Below are 25,067 nucleotides of genomic sequence, written 5' to 3'. Positions count from 1 at the left end.
ATCGTCAGCAGACAGGAGTACCCCTCGTGACCGTCGTCGGGCCGTTCGGACTGAGCGTGCGGGACCAGGCTCTTGAGACCGATGTCCAGGCCGGACTGGCCGCCGTCGAGGCGGGTCTGCTGGAAGCCACCAAGAGCGAAGTCCCCTTCATCACCGAGGCCGCACAGCACCTGGTCCGCGCCGGCGGCAAGCGGTTCCGGCCGCTGCTGGTGATGCTCGCCTCCCGCTTCGGCGATCCCTACGCACCCGGGATCGTCCCCTCCGCCGTGGTCGTGGAGCTCACCCACCTGGCGACGCTCTACCACGACGACGTCATGGACGAGGCGGACGTGCGCCGCGGCGTGGAGAGCTCCAACGCCCGCTGGGGCAACTCCGTGGCCGTCCTGACGGGTGACTTCCTGTTCGCCCGGGCCTCGCACATCCTGGCGGACCTCGGTCCCGAGGCCGTACGGGTCCAGGCCGAGGCCTTCGAGCGCCTGGTGACGGGCCAGATCCTGGAAACGGCCGGCCCGCGCGACGGCCGCGACCCGGTCGAGCACTACCTCGACGTCATCGCCGGCAAGACCGGATCGCTGATCGCGGTCTCCGGCCGCTTCGGCGCGATGATGTCCGGCGCCGACGAGTCGGTCGTCGACATCCTGACCCAGTACGGCGAGCGGCTCGGCACCGCCTTCCAGCTCGCCGACGACGTCCTGGACATCGCCTCCGACTCGCACGAGTCCGGCAAGACCCCCGGGACCGACCTGCGCGAGGGCATCCCGACGCTGCCGGTCCTGCGGCTGCGGGAGATGGCGGCCCAGGGCGGCGACCCCGACGACCTGGAGCTCGTACGGCTCCTGGACGGCGATCTGACGGACGACGCCCGGCACGCCGAGGTGCTCGCCCGGCTGCGGGTCCACCCGGCCCTGGAACGGGCCCGCAAGGACACCGTGCGGTACGCGGAGGAGGCGCGGGCCACGCTGGCCCCGCTGCCCGACTGCTTCGCGAAGTCGGCGCTGGTGGAGCTCTGCGACGCCGTGGTCCACCGCGCGGGCTGATCGCGGGGCACCGGGCAAGCAGAAAGCAGGGGCGAGGGCCCGGCAACCCCTACGGGTGGGGGAGGCCGGGCCCTCGTCATGTCATCCCTGGGGCGTACGCACAGTTGGCTCCGGGGGCTGACGCCCCGACCCCCTCTTCTTTGGTCAGATAGAGGCACATCCCCACCAGATCGGGTGAGAGTGGCGGCGAGGGGTGGACGTGGTCGCGTTTGTCGACCACATACAAGACGGGTAGGTCGCCGCCGTACACACAGAGGTAGGGCAGACAGACATGGGAACGAACGCAAAGACCCGCAAGGCCGCTCGGTACGCCGTACCGGTCGCGGTGTTCGGTGTGGTCGCCGGCACGATCGCGATGGTTCCGGCCTTCGCGAACGCCGGGGGACCGGACCTTCCGAAGGTGACGGCCCAGCAGCTCATCGAGAAGATCGCGGCCTCGGACGTGCAGCAGCTGTCCGGCAGCGCCAAGATCAGCACGGACCTGGGACTGCCGAGCCTGCCGGCCGGCCTGCTGGGCGGCGGTGGCGGCGTGACCGGCGGCTCCGCGGACCCGCAGGAAAAGCTCTCCCAGCTGGTGAGCGGCACCCACACCTTCCGCGTGGCCGCCGACGGGCCGGACCGCCAGAAGCTCACCTTCGTCGACGGCAAGGACGAGTACAGCCTCGTCCACAACGGCGACGACGTCTGGGGATACGACTCCAAGTCGAAGGAGGTCTTCCACGAGAAGGCTCCCTCCGACAAGGGCGACAAGGCCGACGCCGACAAGGGCGGCAAGAGCTCCGAGCGCAAGACCGGCGAGGGGCTCCCGGGCACCCCGCAGGAGATCGCCCAGGAGATCCTGGAGGCCGCCGGACCGACCACCGACGTCAGCGTCGGCGACACGGCCCAGGTGGCCGGGCGCGACGCCTACCAGCTGGTCCTGAAGCCGAAGGGGACCGGTTCGACGGTCGCCTCGGTGAAGATCGCGGTGGACGCGAAGAACGGCATGCCGCTGCGCGTGCAGCTGCTCTCCACCGACGGCGGCAAGCCGATCGTGGACGCCGGCTTCACCAAGGTGGACTTCGCCAAGCCCGCCGCCGACACCTTCGCCTTCACCCCGCCCAAGGACGCCAAGGTGACCGAGGGCGCGGCCGGCGAGCACGGCAAGGACGGCAAGGACGGCAAGGACAAGGGCCTGGACGCGCTGGGGGCCATCCCCGGTCTGGACGGCCTGACCGGCGGCGCCGCGGGTGCCAAGGGCGAGCCGAAGGTCCTCGGCGAGGGCTGGACCTCGATCGCACGGATCGAGACCGGCGCGACCAACACCCTCAAGGGTCTGGACGACGCGGCCAAGGACAAGAACGCCCCCAAGGGTGCCTCGCAGTTCCTCCACTCGCTCGGGGAGAAGGTCTCCGGGAAGTTCGGCGAGGGCCGCGTCCTGAAGACCCGCGTGGTCAACGCCCTGATCACCGACGACGGCAAGGTCTACGTCGGCGCGGTCACCAAGGCCGAGCTGGTGAAGGCGGCCGACGCCAACAAGTAGGGGCCGACGCCGACGCGTAGGCGATACCGGCACCCAAGGGTGGGCGGGGACTGTGTCCCTGCCCACCCTTGGGCCGTTCCGGCCCTGTGTACAGCAGCCCCGCTGTACCGTGAAAAGCATGTCGAGACACGTCACCATCCGCCTGGAAGAAGAGTTCCACGAACGCCTGAAGGCGCGCGCGGCGGCCCTGGGCACGACGGTCACCGCGCTGATCACCGAAGTCACGGAACGCGAGCTCGACGAGGACCGGAAGAACTTCCTGTCCGGGATCGAGGAGTTCGCCGACCACTGGGGCTACTTCCAGGAGCGGTTCGGGCATTGAAGATCACCATGGAGTGGGCCTGGACCGCTCTGGCCCACCATCTCCCGTCCGATCCCGCCGTATGGGATCCGTCCGGAGTGGCCGCCGCCGTGGCCCGCCACCAGAACGACCTCGTCCTGGTCCCCGAACAGCCCGCCCCGGACACCGCGTGGCGGGCCGCCGCGTTTTTGCACACCCTCGCCGTGTGCCCGGCGCTGGAATCCCCGATGAACGAGTTCTACGCCGCCGCCGCCACCCGCTCGTACCTGCGGGTCGCCGGGGCCAAGCAGCTGCCCTCGCCGGAGGAACTCGGCGATCTGGTCGAGGCCGCGAAGCTGGGCCGCGCGGATGTCGAGGCGGTCGCGGAGGAGCTGCGCGCCCGGATCCAGGAGCCGCTGTCGGCCTCGCTACGGGGCCTCGCGCAGGACACGTAGGACACGCAGCACCATCGGGGCCTCGTCCGGGTGCAGCCGCAGCTCGGTGGCCCCGTCGGCGGAGCGGAACGCGACGCTGAGCTCGTCGGCGGAGACGGCCTCCAGGGGCGGGAAGTCCACCGGCACCGGCGTGGTGGAGCCCACGGTGCTTGCGGTGTCCTCGGCGAGCCAGCGGACCGGCTCGCCCGTGGTGCCCAGCGGCAGTTTCAGGTGGCCCTCGGACCAGGCGCTCCCCGTCAGTTCGCGGTCGCGCAGATCGCAGGGGACGAGGACGGGGAGGCCCTGCGCGTGGTCCGCCAGCCGCGCCAGCCGGCGGCGCCTGCGCACGAGCAGTGCGGGGTTGAGGGCCGCGAGAGCCTGGGCGATCAGGGTGAACAGGGCAGCGAGGAGCTCCGGCATGATCCGATGAGATCACACCGGAGCCCCAAAGGACTAGACCACTTCAGGGGTTGGTGCCCTAGAAGGTGATCTTCCAGCTGTTGATGTAGCCGACGTCCTGCGCCGCGACGTCCTTGACCCGGAGGTTCCAGACGCCGTTGGCGACCTCGGAGGAGGCGTTGACCGTGACGGACTTGACGATGTTGTCCGCGCTGCCGCCGGTGCGGTTGTGCAGGTTGTACAGGGTGCCGTCGGGGGCGACCAGGTCGACCACCAGGTCACCGATGTAGGTGTGGACGATGTTCACGTCGACCTTGGTGGTGGCCGGCGCGTTGCCCGTGACGCCCGAGACCGTGATCGGCGAGTTCACCGCGGCGGCCGGGGAGTCCGGGATGTTCACGTCGGCCGTGTTCTCGAAGGACGGGCCCGGCGGGACCGGGACGGCGAACCCGAGGTTCCAGATCGCGTAGGCGATGGCGTCGGAGTTGCGGTCCAGGGCGGTGTCGTTGATGTTCGACGTGTTGTCGCACGAGGAGTGGTAGCAGCGGTCGAAGGCCTGACCGGAGGTGCCGCCCCACTTCGTCGCCTGCGCCGCCGTCTTGCTGTTGCTGGCGCCGGTGAACAGGCCGCCCACGGGGATGCCGACGTTCTTGAACGACGCGTGGTCCGAGCGGCCGTCGCCCTCGGTCTCGATCTCGGTGGGGACACCGAGGCCCGCGTAGTAGTTCTTGAAGGTCTGCTCGATCGTGGGGTCGTCGTCGTAGACGAAGTAGCCCGGGTTCGGCGAGCCGATCATGTCGAAGTTCAGGTAGCCGGAGAACTTCGCCCGCTCTGCCGTCGGCAGGTTGGTGACGTAGTACTTCGACCCGACCAGGCCCAGCTCCTCCGCGCCCCACCAGCCGAAGCGCAGGTGCTTCGTCGGCGTGAGGCCGGCCCGGGAGACGGCGAGCGCGGTCTCCAGGACGGCCGCGCTGCCGGAGCCGTTGTCGTTGATGCCCGCGCCGGAGGACACCGAGTCGAGGTGGGCGCCGGACATCAGGACCGAATTGGGGTCGCCGCCCGGCCAGTCGGCGATCAGGTTGTAGCCGGTGGCACCGCTGGAGGTGAAGGTCTGCAGGGTGGTCGTGAAGCCGGCCGCGTCGAGCTTGGCCTTCACGTAGTCGATCGAGGCCTTGTAACCGGCCTTGCCGTGCGCGCGGTTGCCGCCGTTGGCGGTGGCTATCGACTGCAACTGCGTCAAGTGCGCCTTGACGTTGGCCAGCGGGATGTCGGGCGGCGTGGGCGCGGCGGCGACCGAGGTCGGCGAGGCGAGCGCGGCGGGGGCGGTGGCGGCGAACAGGCCGGCGACCGCGAGGGCGGTCACGGTGGCGATGCGCCGGGAGACGGACAGGCTCATGTGGGGGCTCCGAGATTCCGTACTGGGGATGTGTGCGGAACGTGCGGGTGGCGCGGGTGAGCATGCCTGCGCGCAGGCGCTACTGCGTGGGTACGGCAGTGCGTCGTGCGTCAGTGCGAGCCCTGATGTTGGGCGAGAGGGTGACTGTCCGTCAAGAACGTAATTCGGTCAACCCTGTTCGAAAACCGGACGGGCCCCTACTGGGGGGCGTGTCCGCCCCCGTAGCGGATGGCGATCGTGGCGGCGCGATGGTGCAGGGAAGTGCGCAGCCCCTGCGGGGCCAGGACCTCGGCGTACGTGGCGTGCTGCCACAGGGCCCATTCGGCGTGCCGCACGTCCTGGAACACCACGCTCATCCTCAGCCAGCCGTCCGCATGGGCCTCCTCGTCACGGACGGCCAGCGCGGTGTCCACCAGGTGGTCCCGCCGCGCCGGGTCCACCCGGACCAGCACGGTGACCTGGTCGCCCCCGGTCCGCAACTGCGCGTTCCGCTCCTGCCAGGCCCGGTCCAGGTCGACGGTGTCCGGGCGCTGCGCGGGTTCGTCGAGCGCCTTGGCGGCCAGCACCCGGGACAGCCGGTACGTGCGGTCCGCGCCGTACCTCGTGGCCAGCAGATAGCCCTGGCCGCGCACGGTGACCAGGCCGATCGGGTCCACCGTGCGCCAATTGGGGACCTGGCCCTGCGCCGCGTAACTGAGGTTCAGTTTGCGTCCGGCGAACACCGCGTGGCGGATCTCCGCCACGATGCTGTCGGACACCTCGTCCGCGACCACCCGGCGCGAGAGGAGGTCGGTCTCCGGGTCGATGAGCAACCGCTGTGCCGCGCCGGCCGCCGAGTCCCGAAGGCCTTCGGGCAGTGCGTCGACCAGTTTGAGCATGGCCGAGGCGAGCGCCGAGCCGAGGCCGAACAGCTGCGATCCGCGCCGCGATCCGGCGACCACCAGGGCGAGCGCCTCATCGTGATTCAGCCCGGTGAGCGCTGTCTGGAAATCGGGCAACAACGAGAAACCGCCGTGCCGGCCGCGTTCGGCATAGACCGGCAGGCCGGCCGCGGACAGTGCCTCCACGTCGCGCAGCACCGTACGGGTGGACACGCGCAGCTCGCGGGCCAGGGTGTCGGCGGTCATCCGGCCGCGCTGGCGCAGAAGTAGCACTAAGGAGACTAATCGGTCAGCGCGCACATAGGAATTTTAACTGAAATACATGACCGAGGGTGTCGTATTTAGTTGCAAGGCTCGCTCACACGACGTCAGAGCTGGGCGGCTGCCGAGCCGATGGGCGTCCGTACATTCACGTGAACCGAATGGAGCTTGTGCGACATGGAACGAACTGCGGTCAACCCGGTGTCGTGGTCGGTAGAGATGGGCTTCAACCAGGGCGAGGTCGTCTCCGGACACTCGCGCACCCTGTACATCTCGGGACAGACCGCGATGAGCAGCGAGGGCAAGCCCGAGCACGACGGTGACATGGCCGCCCAGCTCGCGCTGAGCATCGCCAACATCGAAGCCGTGCTCGCCGAGGCCGGCATGACCCTCGCCAACCTCGTCCGTCTCAACGTCTACACGACCGACGTCGACCTGCTCTTCCAGCACTACGGCGTGCTGGCGGGCAAGCTGGGTGCCGCCCAGGTCGCGCCGACCACCACCATGCTCGGTGTGTCGCGTCTGGCGATCCCCGGCCAGCTGGTCGAGCTCGAAGGCACCGCCGTCGCGTAACGCGACCGCGTCCGTCCCGCTGCCCGCGCCCGTCGAACCGGCACGGGCAGTGGGCTATCCCCGGTCTACCCCCGGTCCCCCCGGATCACACGGCGGAGCTTGGCGAGGCGCTCGTGCAGGATGTGCTCCCCGCCGTGCCGCGTGGGGCGGTAGTAGTCCTTCCCCACGAGTCCGTCCGGCGGGTACTGCTGCTCCTGGACCCCGTCCGGGGCCTTGTGGGGGTAGCGGTAGCCGATGGCGTTGCCCAGCTCCCGGGCGCCCGCGTAGCGGCCGTACCGCAGGTGGGCGGGGATCTCGCCGACGGCACCCGCCCGGACGTCCGCCATGGCCTCGTCGATCGCGGTGATCACCGCGTTCGACTTCGGTGCCGTGGCCAGGTGCACGGTGGCCTGCGCGAGGGCGAGGCGGGCTTCGGGCATGCCGATCAGCTGGACCGTCTGCGCCGCCGCGACGGCCGCCTGCAGCGCCGTGGGGTCGGCCAGTCCGACGTCCTCACTGGCGTGCACCAGCAGCCGGCGCGCGATGAACCGCGGATCCTCCCCGGCCACGAGCATGCGGGCCAGGTAGTGCAGCGCGGCGTCGGGGTCCGAGCCGCGGATCGACTTGATGAACGCGCTGATGACGTCGTAGTGCTGATCGCCCTGCCGGTCGTAGCGCACGATGGTCCCGGCGACGGCCCGTTCAACGGCCGGTACGTCGATCACGGTGCCGCCGGTGTCGCTCACCCCGTCGGCACTCGCCTCCAGCGCGGTCAGCGCGCTGCGGGCATCGCCCGCCGCGAGGCGCACCAGGGCGTCCTCGGCCTCGGGGGACAGCGAGACCGAACCGGCGAGGCCGCGCTCGTCCTTCACCGCCCGCCGCACCAGGGCGCGGAGGTCCTCCTCGTCCAGGGACTGGAGCTGGAGCACCAGCATCCGCGAGAGCAGCGGCGTCACCACCGAGAACGACGGGTTCTCCGTGGTGGCGGCGACCAGCAGCACCAGCCGGTCCTCGACTGCCCCGAGCAGGGCGTCCTGCTGGTTCTTGGAGAAGCGGTGCACCTCGTCGATGAACAGCACGGTCCGCCGGTTCTGGCGGTCCCGGCGCAGGCGCGCCTCGTTCATCACCTCGCGCAGTTCCTTGACCCCGCTGGACAGCGCCGACAAGGCGACGAAGTGGCGGGTGTCGACGGCGGCGAGCAGCCGCGCGATCGTGGTCTTCCCGGTGCCGGGGGGCCCGTAGAGCAGGACGGACGAGGCCTCGCCGCCCTCCGCCAGCCGCCGCAGCGGCGCGCCGGGACCCAGCAGGTGCGCCTGGCCGACCACCTCGGCGAGCGTCCGGGGCCGCATCCGCGCCGCCAGCGGCGCGGTGGCCCCCGCGGTCTCCGTGGGCGGCGGGGCGGCTTCGTACGTCGGTAACTCGAACAACCCGTCACCATCGGACACGTGCGGCGCCCTTCCTCTGTGGACCGGTCACGCGTACAGCGTTCCCCGTGCGATGACCACGGCGGATCCCGCCACATGCACCGAATCGATCCGCTCCGGCGTCCCCATGGCCCGGGCGTGCATCGTCGAGGGGCGGCCCATTTCGACCCCCTGGCGGATGCTGATCCACTCCCCGAAGGGGATCAGGCCGTGCCGGGCCAAGTGTACGGCGAGCGACCCGGCGGCCGAGCCCGTGGCCGCGTCCTCCACCACGCCGTAGGCGGGCGAGAACATCCGCAGTCTCCAGTGGGTGCCCGAGCCGGCGAAGCAGTTGGCGGCCATGTCGGGCAGCCTCGACAGACTCCTGTGGTCCGGTTTCAGGGCGGAGAGCGCGGGCACGCCGTCCAGGCCGACGAACACGTGCCGCGGCCCGTTGTAGTAGACCTCGACCGGCAGCGTGCTGCCGGTGGCCGTCAGGTCGAGCGCGGCGAGCAGCTCGTCCGCGCGGTCGTAGGCCTCCCACGTCGGGACGGGCTGCCACATGCCGGCCGCGTCGGCCCGGCCCTCGTCGTTCCGTTCGAGTTCGAACGCGACGGTGCCCATGGCGGTCTCCATCCGGAGCTCCTTCGGGGCGTGCGACTCGCCGAGCACGATGGCCGTGCCCAGGGTCGGATGCCCGGCGAACGGCAGCTCGTTGACGGGGGTGAAGATGCGGACCCGCACATCGCCGTCGTCCTCCGCGGGGAGGACGAAGACCGTCTCGGACAGGTGCATCTCCTTCGCGATCTGCTGCATGCGCTCGCCGGACAGGCCGGAGGAGTCCAGGAAGACAGCGGTCGGATTTCCTTCCAGCGGGACCTTGGTGAAGACGTCGGCCACCACGTACTCGTACGTATCCATGCGTTCCGTCCCAGAAGTGGTGTCAGTGTGTGTCGAACAGGACCTGGTACCGGGCGACCGCCCGTACGGTGGCCGCGTACTCGGCGGGAGTCGGGTTGAACGGGTCCGCGGCCGGCGGCAGGGCACCGAACTTGAGCAGCGCCGCCATCAGGAGCAGGCGCGCCTTGGTGGCCGTGAGGTTGTTGCCCGAGATGAACGCCGGATCCATCCGGTACGCCATGCCCCCGGTGTTGCCGCGACCGGTACGGACCACCGGCATGCCGGCGAAGACGGCGACGCCCAGCGCCGCGTTCTTCGCCGGGTCGGCCATCCCGAACGGTGACATGCCCTCACAGACGAATCCGGTCAGCGGGGCGCCCGCGAGGCCGGCGTCGATCCGGGCGAGGATCTCGACCTCGTCGTCGGAGAGGGACGGATGGTCGCAGGCCGCGCCCGTGGCCGCGTACCGGCTGTACTTGGTGATCGAGACGTGCGGCATGGCGGCGGCGACGAGCCCGCCGGCGTCCTTCGTCTCCACGTCGACCAGGGACACGCCGGTGTCCAGGGCCCCGGTGACGCCGCTCACCCGGTCGGGGAGCACGCTCAGGCGCAGCTCCGAGCGGTGGGTGTGCCTGCGCGCCGGAAGGTAGGTGAGCTGCGGGGGACCGTAGCCGCCCATGTCGGCGACCACGCCTCCGTGCCCGCCGGTGACCTCGTACCCGCCGGGCCGGGCGTCGACCTTGGTCACGTCGCGGGCCGAGTACACGAGTTCGTCGACGATCACGCAGGCACCGATGCGGTCCACGCCCGTTTCGTCCAGGGCGACGCCCGACGCGATGAACTTCACGCCGTCCACCACGTTGCGGTCGCCGTCGGCGCTCGCGGACTGGTGGCGGCGCTGGGCCGCGTGCCCGACGAGCGGCACCGTGGTGTCGATCAGCAGCCCGAGCCAGTACAGGGTCTCGTCGACGGTCGGGCTCCCTTCCAGCCACTGGACACCGGTGAACCCTCCCGTGTCGAGGACGGCCTGGACCTGGTTGGTGGCCTCGGCCAGGTTCGCCAGGCCCGGCTCGCTCTGGAGGTGGTACGGGTAGTAGACGAAGAAGTCCTGCCCGAGGCGTTCGCCGTCGGGGCCCGTGGTGTATCCGCCCGACGGAGCGGCGCGGAAGAAGTCGAAGTCGGCGAGCGAACCGAGCTCGACGGGCTTTCCGAGGTCGGCGAGTGCGAACCGTTCGATCTCCTCGTACAGCCGCCCGGCATCGGGGTAGAAGGTCTGCCGGGAAGCCGCCGCCGGTGCGAAGGGTGCCGCCGAGGTCTCCTCCCAGGCGGACCCGTCCGCCTGCCTGCCCATGTAGGGGAGGGGGTAGAGACCGTCGGCCGGATCGAGTTCGACGACGTACACCGGGGTGGCGTCGTCGAAGGGTCGTTCCTGGTGGAACGTTCCCTCCTTGTCGAGCCAGCCGTCCGGCGGGGCGTACAGGTCGGCCGACTCCCGTTCGAGCGGGTGCGCGCTGAACGCCTCGACGTACAGGGTCACGGGCGCCGCGAGGCGCTGGGAGCGCAGGACGTCGAACCGGGAGGGGAGCAGCGGCAGACCGTGGCGCACCCGTGCCTTGTTCGACGTGACCAGGTCCGGTGTGTTCAGGATCGTCGCCGTCGGTCCGGCGAACACCGCGATCCGCGGTCGCCGCGCGGGGCGCGGAAGCATCTCGTCCATCACAGCGGCCCCAGGTGTTCGATCGCCACGTCGTGCTCCTCGGCAAGGCGCCGGGCCACCAGCGACCGGTGGCAGGCCTTCGCGTCGCGCTCTACGCAGAACAGCGCGGCGGTCCCGTCGCCCGGCAGCCGCGACACGATCGGGTCGAGGTCGACGGGGTCGAGGATCTCGCTGGTGTAGCGGCGGGTGTACTCGGCGGCGAGCTCGTGGCGGGAGCGCTTTCCGACGCCTTGGCGGTCGTCCTCGGCGTACTGGAGGTGGCGCAGCTCGGTGGTCGGAGCGAGTTCGCGGTGGTGCTCGTAGGCGATCCCGGCCTCGGCGAGGGCGGCCTGCAGCCGCAGTGAGTTCGCCCAGGCGTAGTCCGGGCCGCGGACGCCGCGGCGCTGGCGCACGTCGAGCACCAGGCGCACACCGGCCTGTTGAAGTCGTTGCAGGTAGGAATCGGCGTCGAAGCCGTAGACGCCGATGGTGGCCATCGTGAGCACCGGAGGTCTCCTTTCCCTAGGAGTGCGCGGGGGTGCGCGGCGCGACGATCAGGGCGGTCGTCTCACTGGGCAGCTCCGCGGCCCGGTCGATCTCCAGGCCGGCCCGGTGCAGCAGCCGCGTGATCCGGTCGAGGGTGCGGTGTTCGCCGCCCGTGGTCACCAGGAGGTGCAGGTCCCACAGGGCGGGCAGCACGGTGGGGTCCTCGTCCTCGACGAATCGGTCGAGGATCAGCACCCGCGACGAGGAGTCGGCCATGGCGCGGCGGATGCTCTCGAAGAGGCCGACGACGGCTTCGTCGTCGTGGCCGGCCAGGACGCGGCACAGGACGTAGACGTCGCCGCCCGCCGGGACGTCCTCGAACATGTCGCCGCCGACCAGTTCGGCGCGGTCCAGGCCGACGGTGGCGGCCAGGTGCTCGCGCGCCTTCGGCATCATGTGCTCGCGGTCGAAGAGCACGCCCCGGGCGTCCGGGACGGCGCCGAGGATCGTGGCGAGCAGGTGCCCGCCGCCCCCGCCCACGTCCACGACCGTCTTGCCCGCGAAGTCGAAGACCTCGGGCACCTGGTGGAAGAACATGCTCGCGGCGTTCATGGTGAGCTGGAAGCGCCGGGCGGTGGCCGCGTCCTGACCGAGGTACTCGTAGAGCGACTGGCCGTAGGCGACCTCGAATCCCGAGCTCTCCGTGCTGATGGCGTGGTGGGCGTGGCTCCACGCGGAGTAGAACTCCTCGCCGTACAGCAGGCACATGTCGCGCAGGGACTGCGGGCCGTCGAGCAGGGCCGCGCTCACCGGGGTACCGCGGTAGCCGGTGGACTCGCTGCCCTCGAACACGCCCATGGCCACCAGGAGGCGCATCAGGCGGTGGATGCCCTGCTCGTTGGCCCCGGTCGCCTTCGCGAGCTCGGCGCCGGAGTCACGGCCGGCCGCTATGTGGTCGGGCAGTTCGAGTTTGACCGCGGTGTAGAGCGCCTGCGCCCTCCACCCACCGGTGATCAGGTCGACCACGTTCCGGGTGGCCTGTACGTCGACGTCGACTGTCATGGATCCCTCACCATCCCCACTCCCGGCCACTGCCGGCCGGACCGCTTCGCCGCGGTCTTCCGCGGCAGGACATAAAGCTGCGTGCTCCCGGTGCGGGGCGGAGCCGTCGGACGGCCCCGCCCCGCACCCCGGCGGTCCGGTCAGGACCGGCCCTGGGTGATGTTGAACATCCAGGTGATCCCGAACTTGTCGACGAGGGTGCCCGCCTCGTCGCCCCAGCTCTGCTGCTTGAGGGGCATCACCACGGTGCCGCCGGCGGCGAGCTTCTCGAAGTACTCGCGGAGGCGGGCGTCGTCGCCGCCGAGGTAGAGCGCGACGTTGGTGCCCGGGTTGAAGGGGACCCGCTCCGGGACGTCCCACGCCATCACCGTGAAACCGTCCGCGGTGCTGAGCGTGGCGTGCATGATCTTGTCGGCATCGGGCGACTCCGGATTGCCGAAGTCACCGAACGTCCCCAGCTCCAGCTTTCCGCCGAGGATGTCGTGGTAGAACTCCAGCGCCTGCCGGGCATCCCCGTCGAAGGCGATGTAGGGGTTGAGCTGAGATCCCATCGGATTCTCCTTGTCGTGAGTGTGGGCGGCCCGAATCCGGCAAGGGGGCCGAAGGCGACGGCCTAGGTGGGGATGCCGCCGCGGTTGACCTTCGGCACCTCGATGCCCAGCGCTCGCAGCTGCTGGAGCGGGTTCATGAACTCGCGGTTCTGCTTGATCTTTCCGTCTTCGAGCAGGAACGAGTGGATGAAGTGGTTCGTGTAGTGGCCGGGCTCGTATTCGGGGTAGAGGATCTGGCCCTCCCCGTCGCACTCGACCCAGAACTGGTTGGGGTCCTGCGTCTCGAAGATCTGGACGTTCGACCATTCCCAGTCGGGGAACATGCGCAGCGACCACTCGCCGTGCGCCTTGAGCTTCTCGTGCCCCTGGGAGGTGATCGGCTGCCCCGTGTCGCTGGTCCACAGGCCGGCGCTGCCGTCCTCGGCGAAGAGCAGGTAGCGCGTCTTGCGGGTCTCGCCCTTGCGGCTCATGTAGTCGGCCACGACGGCACGGTGCCGGGCGCGCAGGTCGGAGTCGGTCTCGGAGTCGGTCTCGAGCCCCTCGGGCCGAGCGTGGTTCGTTCCCATCTCGATTTCCTCAATTCCCGTGTCAGAGGCGCAGTTCGGGGCGGTAGATGTCCAGCCAGGTGCTCAGGTCGAGCACGCGCTCCATGCCGTTGCGGACGTCGAGCGGCATGTTGGCCGAGTCCTGCTGGACGATGTCCTGCAGCCAGCTGCGGTCGACCATGTCGAAGACCGGGTCGTCGGTCGTCAGCAGTTCCTTGGACTGCTGCAGCAGCGCGCTCGTGTACTGCGGGTCCAGCGTCGCCGGGTAGGGGGCCTTCGTCCGCTCCAGCACCGACTGGGGCAGCAGGTCGGCGGTCGCGGCGCGCAGCAGGCTCTTCTCCCGGCCGTCGAAGGTCTTCATCGACCACGGCGCGTTGTAGACGTACTCCACGAGCCGGTGGTCGCAGAACGGGACCCGGACCTCCAGCCCGACCGCCATGCTGATCCGGTCCTTGCGCTCCAGGAGCATCCGCACGAAACGGGTCAGGTGCAGGTGGCTCATCGTGCGCATGGTCATCTCGTGGTCGCTCTCGCCCTCCGCCCGCTCGACCTCCCCGACCGCGGCGGAGTACTGGTCGGCGATGTACGTCGGCAGGTCGAGGGCGGCGGTGATGCCCGGGTTGAACCGGTCGGACACCTGGGCCTTGGCACCGCTGACGAAGACCGCCATCCAGGGGAAGGTCTTCGCGGCCTGGACCTCCGGCTGGTGGAACCACCGGTACCCGCCGAAGACCTCGTCCGCGGACTCCCCGGACAGGGCCACCGTGGAGTGCTGGCGAATGGCCTGGAACAGCAGGTAGAGCGAGGTGTCCATGTCGCCGAGGCTGAGCGGACTGTCCCGCGCGGTGATGACCTTCCGCCGGATGTCCGGGTCGGCGATCGAGGCGTGGTCGAGCACGATCGACTGGTGCTGCGTTCCGGCGCGGGCGGCCACCTCCCGGGCGTAGGGGGCGTCCGTCGTGCCGCGCAGCTCGTCGGCGACGAAGTCGTCCGCCCGTCCGACGAAGTCGACGTCGAAGCTGCGCACCTTCTCGCCGGACTCGCCGAGCTTGGCGGCGGCCAGCGCGGTGATCACGCTGGAGTCCAGACCGCCGGAGAGCAGGGTGCACCGCGGTACGTCGGAGACGACCTGGCGGTTCACGATGTCCTCGAGCAGGTCCCGCACGTTGCCGATGGTGGTCTTCAGGTCATCGGTGTGCTGCCGGGTGGGCAGCGTCCAGTAGCGGCGCTCGCGCAGGCCGGCGCGGTCCACGATGACGATGCCCCCCGGCACCACCTCGCGCATCCCGACCCACAGCGAGCTTCCCGGCGTCTGGGTGAAGCTGACCAGCTCCCGCAGCCCGGCGAGGTCGACCGCCCGCTCCGACAGCGAGTTGGCGAGGATCGCCTTCGGCTCGGAGCCGAACAGCACCCCGTCCTCGGTCTCGTAGAAGTAGAGGGGCTTGACGCCCATCCGGTCGCGGATCAGGACGAGCTTCTCGACGCGGGAGTCCCAGATGGCGAAGGCGTAGATGCCGTTGAGCCGGTCGGCGAGGGCCTCGCCCCACTCGACGTAGCCGTTGAGCACCACCTCGGTGTCGCTGTCGGTCCGGAAGCGGTGGCCGCGGCGCACCAGCTCGGCCCGCAGCTCCTTGAAGTTGTAGACCTCACCGCTGTAGGTGATCGACACCGGCCCGTTGTCGGTCGGCACCACCATGGGCTGGGCGCCGCCCTCCAGGTCGATGACCGACAGCCGCCGGTGCCCGAAGGCCGCGTGCCGCTCGATCCAGGCGCCGCCGGCGTCCGGTCCCCGGCAGGCCATGGTCTGCGTCATCGCGTCCAGCTGGGTGCGCTGCTGCTCCAGATCACGGTCGAACGAGATCCAGCCCGTAATTCCACACATCGGCTTGCCTTTCTCTCACTTGGTCTAAGGGGTTCGGAGCACGGTCAAGGTTGGAGCCGGTCCGTACGCCAGCCGGAGCCGTCGCGCTCGTAGCGCAGCCTCCGGTGCAGCCGGTCCGCCTGGTCGGCCTGCCAGAACTCGACCGAGGCCGGCTCCAGCAGGTAGCCCAGCCAGCGGTCCGGGCGGGTCAGTGCGGTGCCGCTCCGGGCCAGTTCCCTGGCCCGCTCGCGCAGCTCGTCCTCGTCCGGCAGCAGTGCGCTCTGGTACGAGGCCACCGACATCGGGTGCGCGGCGGCGGGCCGGGCGGCCCACAGGGCGTCGGACTCCTCGTCGGGCAGCGGGCGGGCCGGGCCGCTCACGCTCACCTGGCGGCCGGCCTCGCGCCAGTAGAAGACGCCCGACGCCCAGCCCGTCTCGTCGAAGTCCCGGGCCTTGCGGCTGTCGGAGTGGCTGGCGAACACCAGCCCCGTACCGCGTACCGAGAGCACCTGCACGATCCGGTTGGAGGCGCGGCCGCGGGCATCGGCGGTGGCCAGGGCCAGTGCGCCCGGTTCGCGTACGGCGTTCGCGACGGCGCTGTCGAACCAGGTCCGCAGCAGGTCCATCGGCTCGGCGGGCGGGGCGGTGAACTCATCGGCCGTCAGGGGCCGGGCCGGGGCGCTCACGAGGCGTTCCCGGCGGTCTCGAAGGCCAGGCCGCGCTCGGACGTCGCACCCGAGTGGAGGCCCTCGACGATCGCCTCGACCGCGGTCATCATCCGGTCGGTCGGCGGGTACCCGATGAGCTCGGTGGCCCGGTTCGGGGGCATCGGCTGCGTCAGGTCGGCGTCGGAGTCCCACAGCATCACCGCGCCCCACCGGTTCAGCTGCCGGTCGGAGATCCAGAACTTCAGTCGCATGCCGCGGACCTCGGTCCACGGGTCCACTCCCTCGTCGCGCAGGTAGACGCGCAAGGAGTCGATGGTCTGGTGGGACCCGGAGAGGTCCCACCAGGAGACGGCGGCCTTCATACCTTCACCACCTCCGCGGCTTCCAGCAGGGGGACGAGGAGCTCGGTCAGGACGCGCTCGCTGTCCTGGGTGAGCACGGATTCGAGGTGGAACTGCACGGATCCGAAGTGCGCTCCGCGCAGGGCGTGCACCTCTCCCGTGCGGGGGTCGAGGCTCACCTTCACCTCGCCGACGCCGGGGCACTCCAGGTGCTCGGCCCGCGACCGGGCCTCGTAGGAGTTGTAGAAGCCGACCCGCTCCCGCGAGCCGAACAGGTCGATCTCGCGCTGGGTGCCCTGGTTCGGGACGTCCCGGCGCCTCAGGTCGAGCCCGAGGTGCCGGGACAGCAGCTGATGGCTCAGGCACACGGCCAGGAAGGGGATGCGCCGGGAGAGCAACTCCTCGATCGCCGAGGTGAGATGGGCCATCCGGCGGTCGCCGGCCTCCCGCGGGTCGCCGGGTCCCGGGCCCATGACGACGAGGTCGTGGTCGTCGAAGCGGTGGGCCGCGTCGAAGGCGGCGAGCTCGACGGTCAGTCCGATGGCGCTCAGCTGGTGGGCCAGCATCGAGCTGAAGGTGTCCTCGGCATCGATGATCAGGGCCCGGCGGCCGGCGAGCATCGGGTGGGGCCGCGCCCGCGATTCGGCGTCGCTGAGCCAGAAGCGCGCGATCGTCTCGTTGCGGCTCCCCAGGGCCTTCTGGATCAGCGGGTCCTCGACGAGCCGGTTCGCGGCGCCCAGCGCCGCGAGCACGCCCGCGGCCTTGGTACGGGTCTCCGCGACCTCGGCGCCGGCGTCGGAGTGCCGGACCAGGGTCGCGCCCACCCCGACCTCCACGTGGGCGCTGTCGTCGGCGTCCGAGGCACGGATGTCGGCGGTGCGGATGAGGATGGCCGAGTCCAGGGTGCGCGCGCCGTCGGCGTCGCGGCCGATGAGGGCCGCGATTCCGCCGTAGTACCCGCGGCCGCGCGGCTCGTAGCGGGCTATCACCCGGCAGGCGTTCTCCAGCGGGCTGCCGGTCACCGTCGGGGCGAACATCGTTTCCCGCAGGATGTCCCGGGGGTCGAGGTCGCTGCGCCCCTCGATGACGTACTCGGTGTGCGCGAGGTGCGCCATCTCCCGCAGGAACGGTCCCCTCACCCGGCCGCCGCCCCGGCAGACCCGGGCCATCATCTTGAGTTCCTCGTCCAGCACCATGTACAGCTCGTCGGTCTCCTTGCCGTCGGTGAGGAACTCCATGACCTCCGAGCGGACCGGTCCGGTGGGCGGGTAGCGGTAGGTGCCGCTGATCGGGGTCATCGCCGCGACGCCGTCCCGCAGGCTGACGTGGCGCTCGGGAGTGGCGCCCACGAAGGTCCGCGTGCCGGTGTGCACGATGAAGGTCCAGTAGGCGCCGCTCTCCCGGGTGAGCAGCCGGCGGAACAGGCTGAGCGCGCTGCGCGTCGAGTACCCGGTGATGGTGGTGACGAACGAGCGCTTGATGACGAAGTTGGAGCCCTCGCCGGTGCCGATCTCGTTGTCGAGGACCGCGCGGACCGTGTCGGCGTAGGCCTCGTCCTCGGTGTCGAAATGCCCGCCGTCCAGGGTGATCGGCTCGTCCGGCAGGGATCTCAGCGCCTGCGACGTGGCGATCTGCCCCTGGTCGGTCACCGACATCGCGATCAGCGGTGAGCCGTCCGCGGCGGCGATGAAGCCGCGCTCGGTGATCTGCTGGTGGGGCACCAGGACCAGCGCCTCGTGCCGGGGCCCGCCGGGCCGCCCGCTCCCGTCGGCGAGCGGGATGTCGGCCAGCCGGGCCGGCGTACCGATCTCGCCCAGCAGGATCTCCACGCGGTCCGCGCCCAGCGACTCGGGGCGGTGCAGCAGGGCGAAGGGACCCGGATCGGAGCCCAGCACGTGTTCGAGCAGCTGCGTCGGGTTCATCGGAAGACCTCCTCGGTGGTGGTGACCACCGAGCAGCGGGCGGCCGCGTAGTCGAGGGCCAGCTGGTGGTACTCGGCGGAGAAGTCACCGACGGCGTCGGCGACCAGGAACGGCTGGATGTCGTTGGTGAACGCCTCCAGGGCTGTCGCCAGCACGCCGACGTGCGCGTACACCCCGCAGACGATCAGCTGATCGCGGCCCTGGGCGCGCATCCGGGCCAGCAGGTCCGAGCGGAAGAACGCGCTGTAGCGCCACTTGGTGAGCACCTGGTCCGCGGGCCGCGGCGCGAGTTCCGTGACGATCTGACGATCGACGGGGTCCACCCTCATGCCCGGACCCCAGAAGTCCTTGAGCAGCCCGCGTTCCCCGTCGGTCATGCCTCCGGGTTGCGCGGTGTAGAACACCGGCACCCCGAGGGCGGCGCAGCGCTCCCGCAGGAGCGCGCAGTGGCGTACCAGCGGATCGCGGATCTCCGCGGGAAACGGTGCGAGGAAGTAGCGCTGCATATCGTGCACGAGCAGGGCCGCTCGGTCGGGGTCGGGTTTCCACGGGGCCTTGCTGGCGGGCAGTTCGGCCGCCGTCGGCAGCTGGTATGACGAGATCGGGGCTATGCCCGGCACGGTTCCCCCTCGGGTTGATTGAGTGGTGGCCGGCCACCCATGGGGATGGTCAGATCCCCCATGGGTGGGCGGAATTTCCTCACCCTGCTTGCTTTTCGGTGCGGTGGATAAAGCGCGCGATGCGCGGGAAGAATTCACCGGCCGGCGGGCTGAGCAGAAAAGGCCGAGACCGCTGAGATGCCCGGATCAGTGGTGGGAGGCAGCCGCCGGCGTGCCCCCGCCGTGGGGCGGGTACGGGTTGTCCAGGACGTACAGCCACGTGCCGTCCAGCTGCTCTTCCACGGTGTCGCAGAAGTTGCCGGTGAAGCTCACGCGGGTGCCGTCCGTCCCGGCCTGCTCCAGGCTGTAGTCGCCCATGATGGACGCCGTGCGCTGGCGCACCACGCCGTCCCAGCCGCGCCATCCCCCCGTCGCCACGGTCTGGCGGGCGTTGACGGTGAGCACCGGGTTCAGGTTGAACCACCCGACGTAGAAGGTCCTGATGGCGGCGTGGCCCCTGATGACCGAGAGGTCCCAGTCGACGATCGCCGCTTCGGGCTCGTGCAGGGCGATGATGCCCTCGATGTCCTTGGCCTTGATCCGCTCGCCCAGGAGCTGGAGCAGCTGTTCGGGGGTTCGCGCGACCGGCCGCGGGTTGAAGATGCCGCCCGCCTGGCCCGCGGAGTCGGCCGGAGCCTCGGTGGCCGCCGGGGCCTCGGTGGCCGCGGGAGCCGCGGCGGCTGCCGGCGTCTCGGCGACGGCCGACGTGCTCGAGGCGGCCGCCTGGGCCTGGATGAGGCTGGGCCCTGCGATGCTCCCGACCGTCAGCGCGATGGCGGCGGCGGCGAGCGGAAGCGTGTGCTTGATTATGCTCATTTCATCTCCTCAAATTGGAGATGGCAATGGGTTAATGCAATTCGGTTGCGGAATTGGGTCTTTCGGCTGGCCCTCATTCGCCATCCCCCCCTTCGATGACTTCATATAACCGTCAGGAACTTGGGGTTGTCAACGAGGCTAAAAATGCCTATGTCGCTGGTGTGCAATTAAGTGCGGCCGGGGCGGGAAGCCGGTCCGGCCGGATCGGGAAGTGGAATATCGGCCGGGCCGTAATGACCTGCGGCGATCGCTCGTCTCGGAACTCGGCCGGCGGGATGCGGCCGAGGGGGCGGAGGTGACCGACGCAATAAAGGGAAACCTGGATTCCGCCGGACCGTACGGCCGTGCGGCCGGTGTGGGCGGGGCGGCCGGAGGCGGGAGGCGTACGGGCCGGGAGTCGGCGTCGCGCCCCTGGAGGACGGCCTGGTCGGCAAGAGCATGACAGTCCGTCAAGACCTCAACCCGGTCAGACCCGTTCGGAAAGCGTACGGAGCCGCTCACAGGGCCGGTACAAGAGCACACTGGGGGGATGAACGTGAACGAAGAGACCCGTGCGGCGGTCGTCGAAGCGCAGTGGATCGACAGGCGGCGGACATGGGCGGACGGCCTGGAGCGCCTCGGGCCCAAGGTCTGGCGCCTCGGCACCATCGCGGTGCTGGAGGCGGCCCACGCGCACCCGCTGCTGCGGCAGCTGTACCCGTACACGAGCCATTGCCACGTGCACTTCAGCAGCACGACCCGCTTCCCCTACGAGGTGGCGGTCCCCTTCGTGATCCCGCTGCCCGACGGGCGGTTCCGCGTCGTGCGGCGCGATCCCTTCGGGGAGGTCGGCGAGGTCGCCACGGCCGGGGAGGCCGTGGACCTGGTGGCCGCGCACGCACCGCCGAGCCTCCGGCTCGCCACGACGGGGCTGCCGATGGACGCGTAGGCCGGGGCGGGGGTACGGCCGACAGGGGTGGACATGCGGACGGGCGCGTCCGAAGACGCGCCCGTCGATGCTCCGAGCGGTGTTACGCGGTCTCGCGCTCCGGGGTCGGAAGGGGGCTCGGGACGGGGCTCGGGACCGAGCTCGGCAGGTGCGCCGACAGGGCATCCAGGCGCAGGGCCCGGGAGCGCCGAGCGGTGCGCAGGGCGTCCCAGGTGAGGATCGACAGGGCGACCCAGACCAGGGAGAAGCCGGCCCAGCGGGCGGGCGGCATGGCCTCGTGGAAGTAGAGGACGCCGAGCCCGAACTGGAAGACCGGGGCCATGTACTGGAGCAGCCCGAGGGTGGACAGCGGGACCCGGATCGCGGCCGCGCCGAAGCAGATCAGCGGGATCGCGGTGACCAGACCGGCCGAGGCCAGCAGGGCGGCGTGCCCCGGGCCCTGGGCGGTGAAGGTGGACTCGCCCCGCGAGCCGAGCCACAGCAGGTAGCCGAGGGCGGGCAGGAACATGATCACGGTCTCGGCGGTCAGCGACTCCAGGCCGCCCATGCCGAGCTGCTTCTTGATCAGCCCGTACAGGGCGAAGGAGACGGCCAGGATCAGCGAGATCCACGGCGGCCGCCCGTACCCGACGGCGAGGACCAGTACGGCGGTGACGGCGATCCCGACCGCCGCCCACTGCGTGCGGCGCAGGCGCTCGCCGAGGACCAGGACGCCGAGGGCGATGGTGACCAGGGGGTTGATGAAGTAGCCGAGGCTCGCCTCGACGACCGCGCCGTTGTTGACCGCCCAGATGTAGACGCCCCAGTTCACGGTGACCAGGGCGGCGGCCACCGCGGTGAGGGCGAGCTTGCGCGGCTGGCGCAGCAGCTCCGCCATCCATCCCCAGCGCCGCAGAACCAGCAGCGCCAGACCGACCACGGCCAGGGACCACACCATGCGGTGGGCGAGGATCTCGATCGCCCCGGCGGGCTGGAGGAGCGGCCAGAAGAGGGGCACGATCCCCCACATTCCGTACGAGGCGAAGCCGTAGAGCAACCCCGTGCGCTGGTCGTTCTGTGCCTTCACGGGACCTCCAGAGCTACTTCAAGCCAACCTGACGACGGTAGCGCCGCACGCGCCGAAAGTCATTAGTGTCTGGCGAGATGCTCATGACACTTGGGTGGCCGCCCGGCGGCCGGGACGCGACGAAGCCCGGACCCTCCCTGCGGGTCCGGGCTTCGGTGAGCTGCGGTGGGCCGCGGCGGATGCCTCAGCCGATGTCTCGGCCGATGCCTCAGCCGATGTCTCAGCCCACGACGGTCCAGGTGTCGTTCCCGCTCAGCAGCGCGCCCAGGTCGCCCTTGCCGCTGCGGTCCACGGCCGTCTCCAGCTGGTCGGCCATGAGCGTGTCGTAGACGGGCCGCCGCACGTTGCGGAACACCCCGATGGGCGTCTGGTGCAGCGTGTCGGGGTCGGCCAGCCGGGACAGCGCGAACGCGTTGGTCGGGGAGGCCGAGGAGGCGTCGTGGACCAGGATCCGGGACTCGTTCTCGGGGGTCACGGTCACGACCTCCAGGTCGCCGGTGGCCACGTTGCGCACGACGCCCTTGGCGCCGTCCACGCCGAAGCGGATCGGCTGCCCCTGTTCGAGGCGGATCACGGCCTCCTGGGCCTGCTCGTGGTCCTTGAGGACCTCGAAGGCGCCGTCGTTGAAGATGTTGCAGTTCTGGTAGATCTCCACCAGCGCCGTGCCCTCGTGGGCGGCCGCCGCGCGCAGCACCTCGGTGAGGTGCTTGCGGTCGGAGTCGACCGTACGGGCCACGAAGGAGGCCTCCGCGCCGATCGCCAGCGAGACCGGGTTGAAGGGCGCGTCGAGCGAGCCCATCGGGGTCGACTTGGTGATCTTGCCGACCTCGGAGGTGGGGGAGTACTGCCCCTTGGTCAGCCCGTAGATCCGGTTGTTGAACAGCAGGATCTTGAGGTTGACGTTGCGCCGCAGGGCGTGGATCAGGTGGTTTCCGCCGATGGAGAGCGCGTCCCCGTCACCGGTGACCACCCACACCGACAGGTCGCGGCGCGAGGTGGCGAGCCCCGTGGCGATCGCCGGGGCGCGGCCGTGGATCGAGTGCATCCCGTACGTGTCCATGTAGTACGGGAAGCGCGAGGAGCAGCCGATGCCCGAGACGAAGACGATGTTCTCCTTCGCCAGCCCCAGCTCCGGCATGAAGCCCTGGACGGCGGCGAGGACCGCGTAGTCGCCGCAGCCGGGGCACCAGCGGACCTCCTGGTCCGACTTGAAGTCCTTCATCGACTGCTTGGCGGCCGCCTTGGGCACCAGCGAGAGCAGGGCGGGGCTGTCGGTCACCTCAGTCATTGATGGCCTCCTTGAGATGGTTGGCGAGCTGCTCGGCCTTGAACGGCATGCCGTTCACCTGGTTGTACGACTGTGCGTCGACCAGGTACTTCGCCCTCAGGAGGGTCGCGAGCTGCCCGAGGTTCATCTCCGGCACCACTACCTTGTCGTAACGCTTCAGGACCTCGCCCAGATTCCTCGGGAAGGGGTTGAGGTGGCGCAGGTGGGCCTGCGCGATGGGGAGCCCGGCGATCCGCAGCCGGCGTACGGCGGCCGTGATCGGCCCGTACGTCGAGCCCCAGCCGATGACCAGGGTCCGCGCGCCGTCCGGGTCGTCGACCTCCAGGTCGGGGACCGTGATGCCGTCGATCTTGGCCTGGCGGGTGCGGACCATCAACTCGTGGTTGGCCGGGTCGTACGAGATGTTGCCCGTGCCGTCCTGCTTCTCGATGCCGCCGATCCGGTGCTCCAGCCCCGGCGTGCCCGGGACCGCCCAGGGGCGGGCCAGGGTCTGCGGATCGCGCTTGTACGGCCAGAAGACCTCGGTGCCGTCCGCGAGCTCGTGGTTGGGGCCGGCGGCGAACTGCACCTTCAGGTCCGGCAGGTCCGCCACGTCCGGGATCCGCCAGGGCTCGGAGCCGTTGGCGAGGTACCCGTCGGAGAGCAGGAACACCGGGGTCCGGTAGGTCAGCGCGATCCGGGCCGCTTCCAGCGCCGCGTCGAAGCAGTCCGCCGGGGTGCGCGGGGCCACGATCGGCACCGGGGCCTCGCCGTTGCGCCCGTACATGGCCTGCAGCAGGTCGGCCTGCTCCGTCTTGGTCGGCAGACCCGTGGAGGGGCCGCCGCGCTGGATGTCCACGATCAGCAGCGGCAGCTCCAGGGAGACCGCGAGGCCGATCGTCTCGGACTTCAGGGCCACGCCCGGGCCGGAGGTGGTGGTCACGCCCAGCGCGCCGCCGAAGGCCGCGCCCAGCGCCGCGCCGATGCCGGCGATCTCGTCCTCGGCCTGGAAGGTGCGTACGCCGAAGTTCTTGTGCTTCGACAGCTCGTGCAGGATGTCCGAGGCCGGGGTGATCGGGTACGAGCCCAGGTAGATCGGCAGATCGGCCTGCTGGCCCGCCGCGATCAGCCCGTAGGACAGGGCGAGGTTCCCGGAGATGTTGCGGTAGGTGCCGGCCGGGAAGGCGCGGGTGGCCGGGGCCACCTCGTAGGAGACGGCGAAGTCCTCGGTGGTCTCGCCGAAGTTCCAGCCCGCCCGGAAGGCGGTGACGTTCGCCTCCGCGATCTGGGGCTTCTTCGCGAACTTCTGCCGCAGGAAGGTCTCGGTGCCCTCGGTGGGCCGGTGGTACATCCAGGACAGCAGCCCGAGCGCGAACATGTTCTTGCTGCGCTCGGCCTCCTTGCGGGAGAGCCCGAAGTCCTTGAGCGCCTCGACGGTGAGGGTGGTCAGCGGCACCGGGTGGACGTTGTAGGCGTCCAGCGAGCCGTCTTCCAGCGGGGAGGTCTCGTAGCCGACCTTCGCCATCGGGCGCTTGGTGAACTCGTCCGTGTTGACGATGATCTCCGCGCCGCGCGGTACGTCCGCGATGTTCGCCTTCAGCGCCGCCGGGTTCATCGCCACCAGGACGTTCGGGGCGTCGCCCGGCGTCAGGATGTCGTGGTCGGCGAAGTGCAGCTGGAAGGACGAGACGCCGGGGAGGGTGCCGGCGGGCGCCCTGATCTCGGCCGGGAAGTTCGGCAGCGTCGAGAGGTCGTTGCCGAAGGAGGCGGTTTCCGAGGTGAAGCGGTCACCGGTGAGCTGCATGCCGTCACCGGAGTCACCCGCGAAGCGGATGATCACCCGATCGAGTCGGCGTACTTCCTTCGTCACGGATTCCCCGGCGTCTCCATCGCGACCGCCGGGGCCTGCGTGATCTGCGGGTTCACCGCTCGGGCCCGGGGGCGTCCGCTGCTCGCCGACGACTGCGCCTTCGGCCCCGTCGGACTGTTCGGCTGGGCTACTGACCTGGCTGGTCACTGAACTGGACCTCCTTCGAGGCGTGAGCACTGCCCACGGTCAACCCTACGTCCGTAGGGATTCCTTCCCGGGGTGCTCATTTTCTGGACCGCCCCTTCGGCGGTCTGTCCGAATCCG

25 protein-coding genes are annotated in these 25,067 nt (G+C 70.4%); 6 read left to right on the top strand and 19 right to left on the bottom strand.

Translation table 11 applies throughout. The features are described from left to right. Window positions 1-26 precede the first annotated feature (26 nt). From OG276_RS14760 to OG276_RS14745, 4 genes are all read left to right on the top strand, one after another. Window positions 27-1,037: a polyprenyl synthetase family protein gene (locus OG276_RS14760; protein WP_266905596.1), complete on the top strand. Its 1,011-nt coding sequence runs from the start codon at window positions 27-29 to the stop codon at window positions 1,035-1,037. A gap of 271 nt (window positions 1,038-1,308) precedes the next feature. Further along, complete coding sequence (locus OG276_RS14755; RefSeq protein ID WP_266905594.1) at window positions 1,309-2,559, top strand: DUF2092 domain-containing protein; 1,251 nt, start codon at window positions 1,309-1,311, stop codon at window positions 2,557-2,559. A gap of 118 nt (window positions 2,560-2,677) precedes the next feature. Next, a complete protein-coding gene (locus tag OG276_RS14750) occupies window positions 2,678-2,881 on the top strand; it encodes a ribbon-helix-helix domain-containing protein (protein ID WP_239516343.1) in 204 nt (67 codons plus the stop codon). Further along, window positions 2,878-3,294, top strand: coding sequence for a hypothetical protein (locus OG276_RS14745; protein ID WP_266905588.1), 417 nt, complete (start codon window positions 2,878-2,880; stop codon window positions 3,292-3,294). The genes OG276_RS14750 and OG276_RS14745 overlap by 4 nt, the downstream gene beginning before the upstream one ends. Here OG276_RS14745 and OG276_RS14740 read toward each other — a convergent pair. The 3 genes from OG276_RS14740 to OG276_RS14730 all read right to left on the bottom strand — a co-directional run bounded on the left by OG276_RS14740 (window position 3,268) and on the right by OG276_RS14730 (window position 6,249). Further along, a complete protein-coding gene (locus OG276_RS14740) occupies window positions 3,268-3,693 on the bottom strand; it encodes a hypothetical protein (protein ID WP_266905586.1) in 426 nt (141 codons plus the stop codon). The two genes, OG276_RS14745 and OG276_RS14740, sit on opposite strands and share 27 nt — an antisense overlap. 58 nt (window positions 3,694-3,751) lie before the next feature. After that, on the bottom strand, window positions 3,752-5,068 hold the full coding sequence (locus tag OG276_RS14735; protein ID WP_266905584.1) for a M28 family metallopeptidase: 1,317 nt from the start codon (window positions 5,066-5,068) through the stop codon (window positions 3,752-3,754). 197 nt (window positions 5,069-5,265) lie between these two features. Beyond that, window positions 5,266-6,249 carry a YafY family protein gene (locus OG276_RS14730; protein ID WP_266905582.1) on the bottom strand — a complete coding sequence of 328 codons (984 nt, stop codon included), beginning with the start codon at window positions 6,247-6,249 and terminating at the stop codon, window positions 5,266-5,268. Between the two features lie 138 nt (window positions 6,250-6,387). Here OG276_RS14730 and OG276_RS14725 point away from each other — a divergent pair, with 138 nt between their 5' ends. Next, on the top strand, window positions 6,388-6,783 hold the full coding sequence (locus OG276_RS14725; RefSeq protein ID WP_266905580.1) for a RidA family protein: 396 nt from the start codon (window positions 6,388-6,390) through the stop codon (window positions 6,781-6,783). Window positions 6,784-6,848: 65 nt separating this feature from the next. Here OG276_RS14725 and OG276_RS14720 read toward each other — a convergent pair whose 3' ends face one another. The 13 genes from OG276_RS14720 to OG276_RS14660 all read right to left on the bottom strand — a co-directional run bounded on the left by OG276_RS14720 (window position 6,849) and on the right by OG276_RS14660 (window position 19,672). Continuing rightward, window positions 6,849-8,189, bottom strand: a complete 1,341-nt coding sequence (locus OG276_RS14720; RefSeq protein WP_266905578.1) for a replication-associated recombination protein A — start codon at window positions 8,187-8,189, stop codon at window positions 6,849-6,851. Between the two features lie 45 nt (window positions 8,190-8,234). After that, on the bottom strand, window positions 8,235-9,086 hold the full coding sequence (locus OG276_RS14715; protein WP_266905576.1) for a PhzF family phenazine biosynthesis protein: 852 nt from the start codon (window positions 9,084-9,086) through the stop codon (window positions 8,235-8,237). 22 nt (window positions 9,087-9,108) lie between these two features. Further along, window positions 9,109-10,782, bottom strand: a complete 1,674-nt coding sequence (locus OG276_RS14710; RefSeq protein ID WP_266905574.1) for an asparaginase domain-containing protein — start codon at window positions 10,780-10,782, stop codon at window positions 9,109-9,111. Next, the gene (locus tag OG276_RS14705) at window positions 10,782-11,258 is read right to left on the bottom strand and encodes a DUF488 domain-containing protein (RefSeq protein ID WP_266912812.1); all 477 of its coding nucleotides are present in this window, start codon (window positions 11,256-11,258) and stop codon (window positions 10,782-10,784) included. Before OG276_RS14705 ends, OG276_RS14710 begins: the two co-directional genes overlap by 1 nt. A 25-nt stretch (window positions 11,259-11,283) precedes the next feature. Then, window positions 11,284-12,309 (bottom strand): methyltransferase, encoded by a 1,026-nt coding sequence (locus OG276_RS14700; protein ID WP_266905572.1) that lies wholly within the window; start codon window positions 12,307-12,309, stop codon window positions 11,284-11,286. Between the two features lie 140 nt (window positions 12,310-12,449). Next, a complete protein-coding gene (locus tag OG276_RS14695) occupies window positions 12,450-12,860 on the bottom strand; it encodes a VOC family protein (RefSeq protein ID WP_266905570.1) in 411 nt (136 codons plus the stop codon). A gap of 62 nt (window positions 12,861-12,922) precedes the next feature. After that, a complete protein-coding gene (locus tag OG276_RS14690) occupies window positions 12,923-13,426 on the bottom strand; it encodes a PhzA/PhzB family protein (RefSeq protein ID WP_266905568.1) in 504 nt (167 codons plus the stop codon). A gap of 22 nt (window positions 13,427-13,448) precedes the next feature. Next, entirely contained in the window at window positions 13,449-15,287 is a 1,839-nt protein-coding gene (gene asnB, locus OG276_RS14685; protein ID WP_266905566.1) for an asparagine synthase (glutamine-hydrolyzing), read from the bottom strand. 44 nt (window positions 15,288-15,331) lie between these two features. Next, a complete protein-coding gene (phzG, locus tag OG276_RS14680; RefSeq protein WP_266905564.1) occupies window positions 15,332-15,952 on the bottom strand; it encodes a phenazine biosynthesis FMN-dependent oxidase PhzG in 621 nt (206 codons plus the stop codon). Beyond that, window positions 15,949-16,296 carry a hypothetical protein gene (locus OG276_RS14675; RefSeq protein WP_266905562.1) on the bottom strand — a complete coding sequence of 116 codons (348 nt, stop codon included), beginning with the start codon at window positions 16,294-16,296 and terminating at the stop codon, window positions 15,949-15,951. Before OG276_RS14675 ends, phzG begins: the two co-directional genes overlap by 4 nt. Further along, window positions 16,293-18,197, bottom strand: a complete 1,905-nt coding sequence (locus OG276_RS14670) for an anthranilate synthase family protein (RefSeq protein ID WP_266905560.1) — start codon at window positions 18,195-18,197, stop codon at window positions 16,293-16,295. Before OG276_RS14670 ends, OG276_RS14675 begins: the two co-directional genes overlap by 4 nt. Continuing rightward, window positions 18,194-18,817 carry an isochorismatase family protein gene (locus tag OG276_RS14665; protein ID WP_266905558.1) on the bottom strand — a complete coding sequence of 208 codons (624 nt, stop codon included), beginning with the start codon at window positions 18,815-18,817 and terminating at the stop codon, window positions 18,194-18,196. The genes OG276_RS14670 and OG276_RS14665 overlap by 4 nt, the downstream gene beginning before the upstream one ends. A gap of 186 nt (window positions 18,818-19,003) precedes the next feature. Then, the gene (locus OG276_RS14660) at window positions 19,004-19,672 is read right to left on the bottom strand and encodes a hypothetical protein (RefSeq protein WP_266905556.1); all 669 of its coding nucleotides are present in this window, start codon (window positions 19,670-19,672) and stop codon (window positions 19,004-19,006) included. 529 nt (window positions 19,673-20,201) lie between these two features. Here OG276_RS14660 and OG276_RS14655 point away from each other — a divergent pair. Further along, the gene (locus tag OG276_RS14655; protein WP_266905554.1) at window positions 20,202-20,600 is read left to right on the top strand and encodes a DUF6193 family natural product biosynthesis protein; all 399 of its coding nucleotides are present in this window, start codon (window positions 20,202-20,204) and stop codon (window positions 20,598-20,600) included. 82 nt (window positions 20,601-20,682) lie between these two features. Here the strand turns inward: OG276_RS14655 and rarD are convergent, their stop codons facing one another. From rarD to OG276_RS14640, 3 genes are all read right to left on the bottom strand, one after another. After that, window positions 20,683-21,666 (bottom strand): EamA family transporter RarD, encoded by a 984-nt coding sequence (rarD, locus tag OG276_RS14650; protein ID WP_266905552.1) that lies wholly within the window; start codon window positions 21,664-21,666, stop codon window positions 20,683-20,685. Window positions 21,667-21,886: 220 nt separating this feature from the next. Continuing rightward, window positions 21,887-22,954 (bottom strand): 2-oxoacid:ferredoxin oxidoreductase subunit beta, encoded by a 1,068-nt coding sequence (locus OG276_RS14645; protein ID WP_266905550.1) that lies wholly within the window; start codon window positions 22,952-22,954, stop codon window positions 21,887-21,889. After that, window positions 22,947-24,950, bottom strand: coding sequence for a 2-oxoacid:acceptor oxidoreductase subunit alpha (locus tag OG276_RS14640; RefSeq protein WP_266905548.1), 2,004 nt, complete (start codon window positions 24,948-24,950; stop codon window positions 22,947-22,949). Before OG276_RS14640 ends, OG276_RS14645 begins: the two co-directional genes overlap by 8 nt. Between the last annotated feature and the right edge of the window lie 117 nt (window positions 24,951-25,067).

The organism is Streptomyces sp. NBC_00086, assembly GCF_026343255.1.
Taxonomy (GTDB): domain Bacteria; phylum Actinomycetota; class Actinomycetes; order Streptomycetales; family Streptomycetaceae; genus Streptomyces.
The sequence above is the reverse complement of the archived record's forward strand: the minus strand, read 5'-3'. Positions and strand labels throughout refer to the sequence as shown.

What these genes read in the sequence shown, in the direction of transcription:
- OG276_RS14755 (WP_266905594.1), top strand. Translation starts at nt 1,309, where the DNA reads ATGGGAACGAACGCAAAGACCCGCAAGGCCGCTCGGTACGCCGTACCG.
- OG276_RS14750 (WP_239516343.1), top strand. Translation starts at nt 2,678, where the DNA reads ATGTCGAGACACGTCACCATCCGCCTGGAAGAAGAGTTCCACGAACGC.
- OG276_RS14740 (WP_266905586.1), bottom strand. Translation starts at nt 3,693, where the DNA reads ATGCCGGAGCTCCTCGCTGCCCTGTTCACCCTGATCGCCCAGGCTCTC.
- OG276_RS14735 (WP_266905584.1), bottom strand. Translation starts at nt 5,068, where the DNA reads ATGAGCCTGTCCGTCTCCCGGCGCATCGCCACCGTGACCGCCCTCGCG.
- OG276_RS14725 (WP_266905580.1), top strand. Translation starts at nt 6,388, where the DNA reads ATGGAACGAACTGCGGTCAACCCGGTGTCGTGGTCGGTAGAGATGGGC.
- OG276_RS14715 (WP_266905576.1), bottom strand. Translation starts at nt 9,086, where the DNA reads ATGGATACGTACGAGTACGTGGTGGCCGACGTCTTCACCAAGGTCCCG.
- OG276_RS14710 (WP_266905574.1), bottom strand. Translation starts at nt 10,782, where the DNA reads ATGGACGAGATGCTTCCGCGCCCCGCGCGGCGACCGCGGATCGCGGTG.
- OG276_RS14705 (WP_266912812.1), bottom strand. Translation starts at nt 11,258, where the DNA reads ATGGCCACCATCGGCGTCTACGGCTTCGACGCCGATTCCTACCTGCAA.
- OG276_RS14700 (WP_266905572.1), bottom strand. Translation starts at nt 12,309, where the DNA reads ATGACAGTCGACGTCGACGTACAGGCCACCCGGAACGTGGTCGACCTG.
- OG276_RS14695 (WP_266905570.1), bottom strand. Translation starts at nt 12,860, where the DNA reads ATGGGATCTCAGCTCAACCCCTACATCGCCTTCGACGGGGATGCCCGG.
- OG276_RS14690 (WP_266905568.1), bottom strand. Translation starts at nt 13,426, where the DNA reads ATGGGAACGAACCACGCTCGGCCCGAGGGGCTCGAGACCGACTCCGAG.
- asnB (WP_266905566.1), bottom strand. Translation starts at nt 15,287, where the DNA reads ATGTGTGGAATTACGGGCTGGATCTCGTTCGACCGTGATCTGGAGCAG.
- OG276_RS14675 (WP_266905562.1), bottom strand. Translation starts at nt 16,296, where the DNA reads ATGAAGGCCGCCGTCTCCTGGTGGGACCTCTCCGGGTCCCACCAGACC.
- OG276_RS14670 (WP_266905560.1), bottom strand. Translation starts at nt 18,197, where the DNA reads ATGAACCCGACGCAGCTGCTCGAACACGTGCTGGGCTCCGATCCGGGT.
- OG276_RS14660 (WP_266905556.1), bottom strand. Translation starts at nt 19,672, where the DNA reads ATGAGCATAATCAAGCACACGCTTCCGCTCGCCGCCGCCGCCATCGCG.
- OG276_RS14655 (WP_266905554.1), top strand. Translation starts at nt 20,202, where the DNA reads ATGAACGTGAACGAAGAGACCCGTGCGGCGGTCGTCGAAGCGCAGTGG.
- OG276_RS14645 (WP_266905550.1), bottom strand. Translation starts at nt 22,954, where the DNA reads ATGACTGAGGTGACCGACAGCCCCGCCCTGCTCTCGCTGGTGCCCAAG.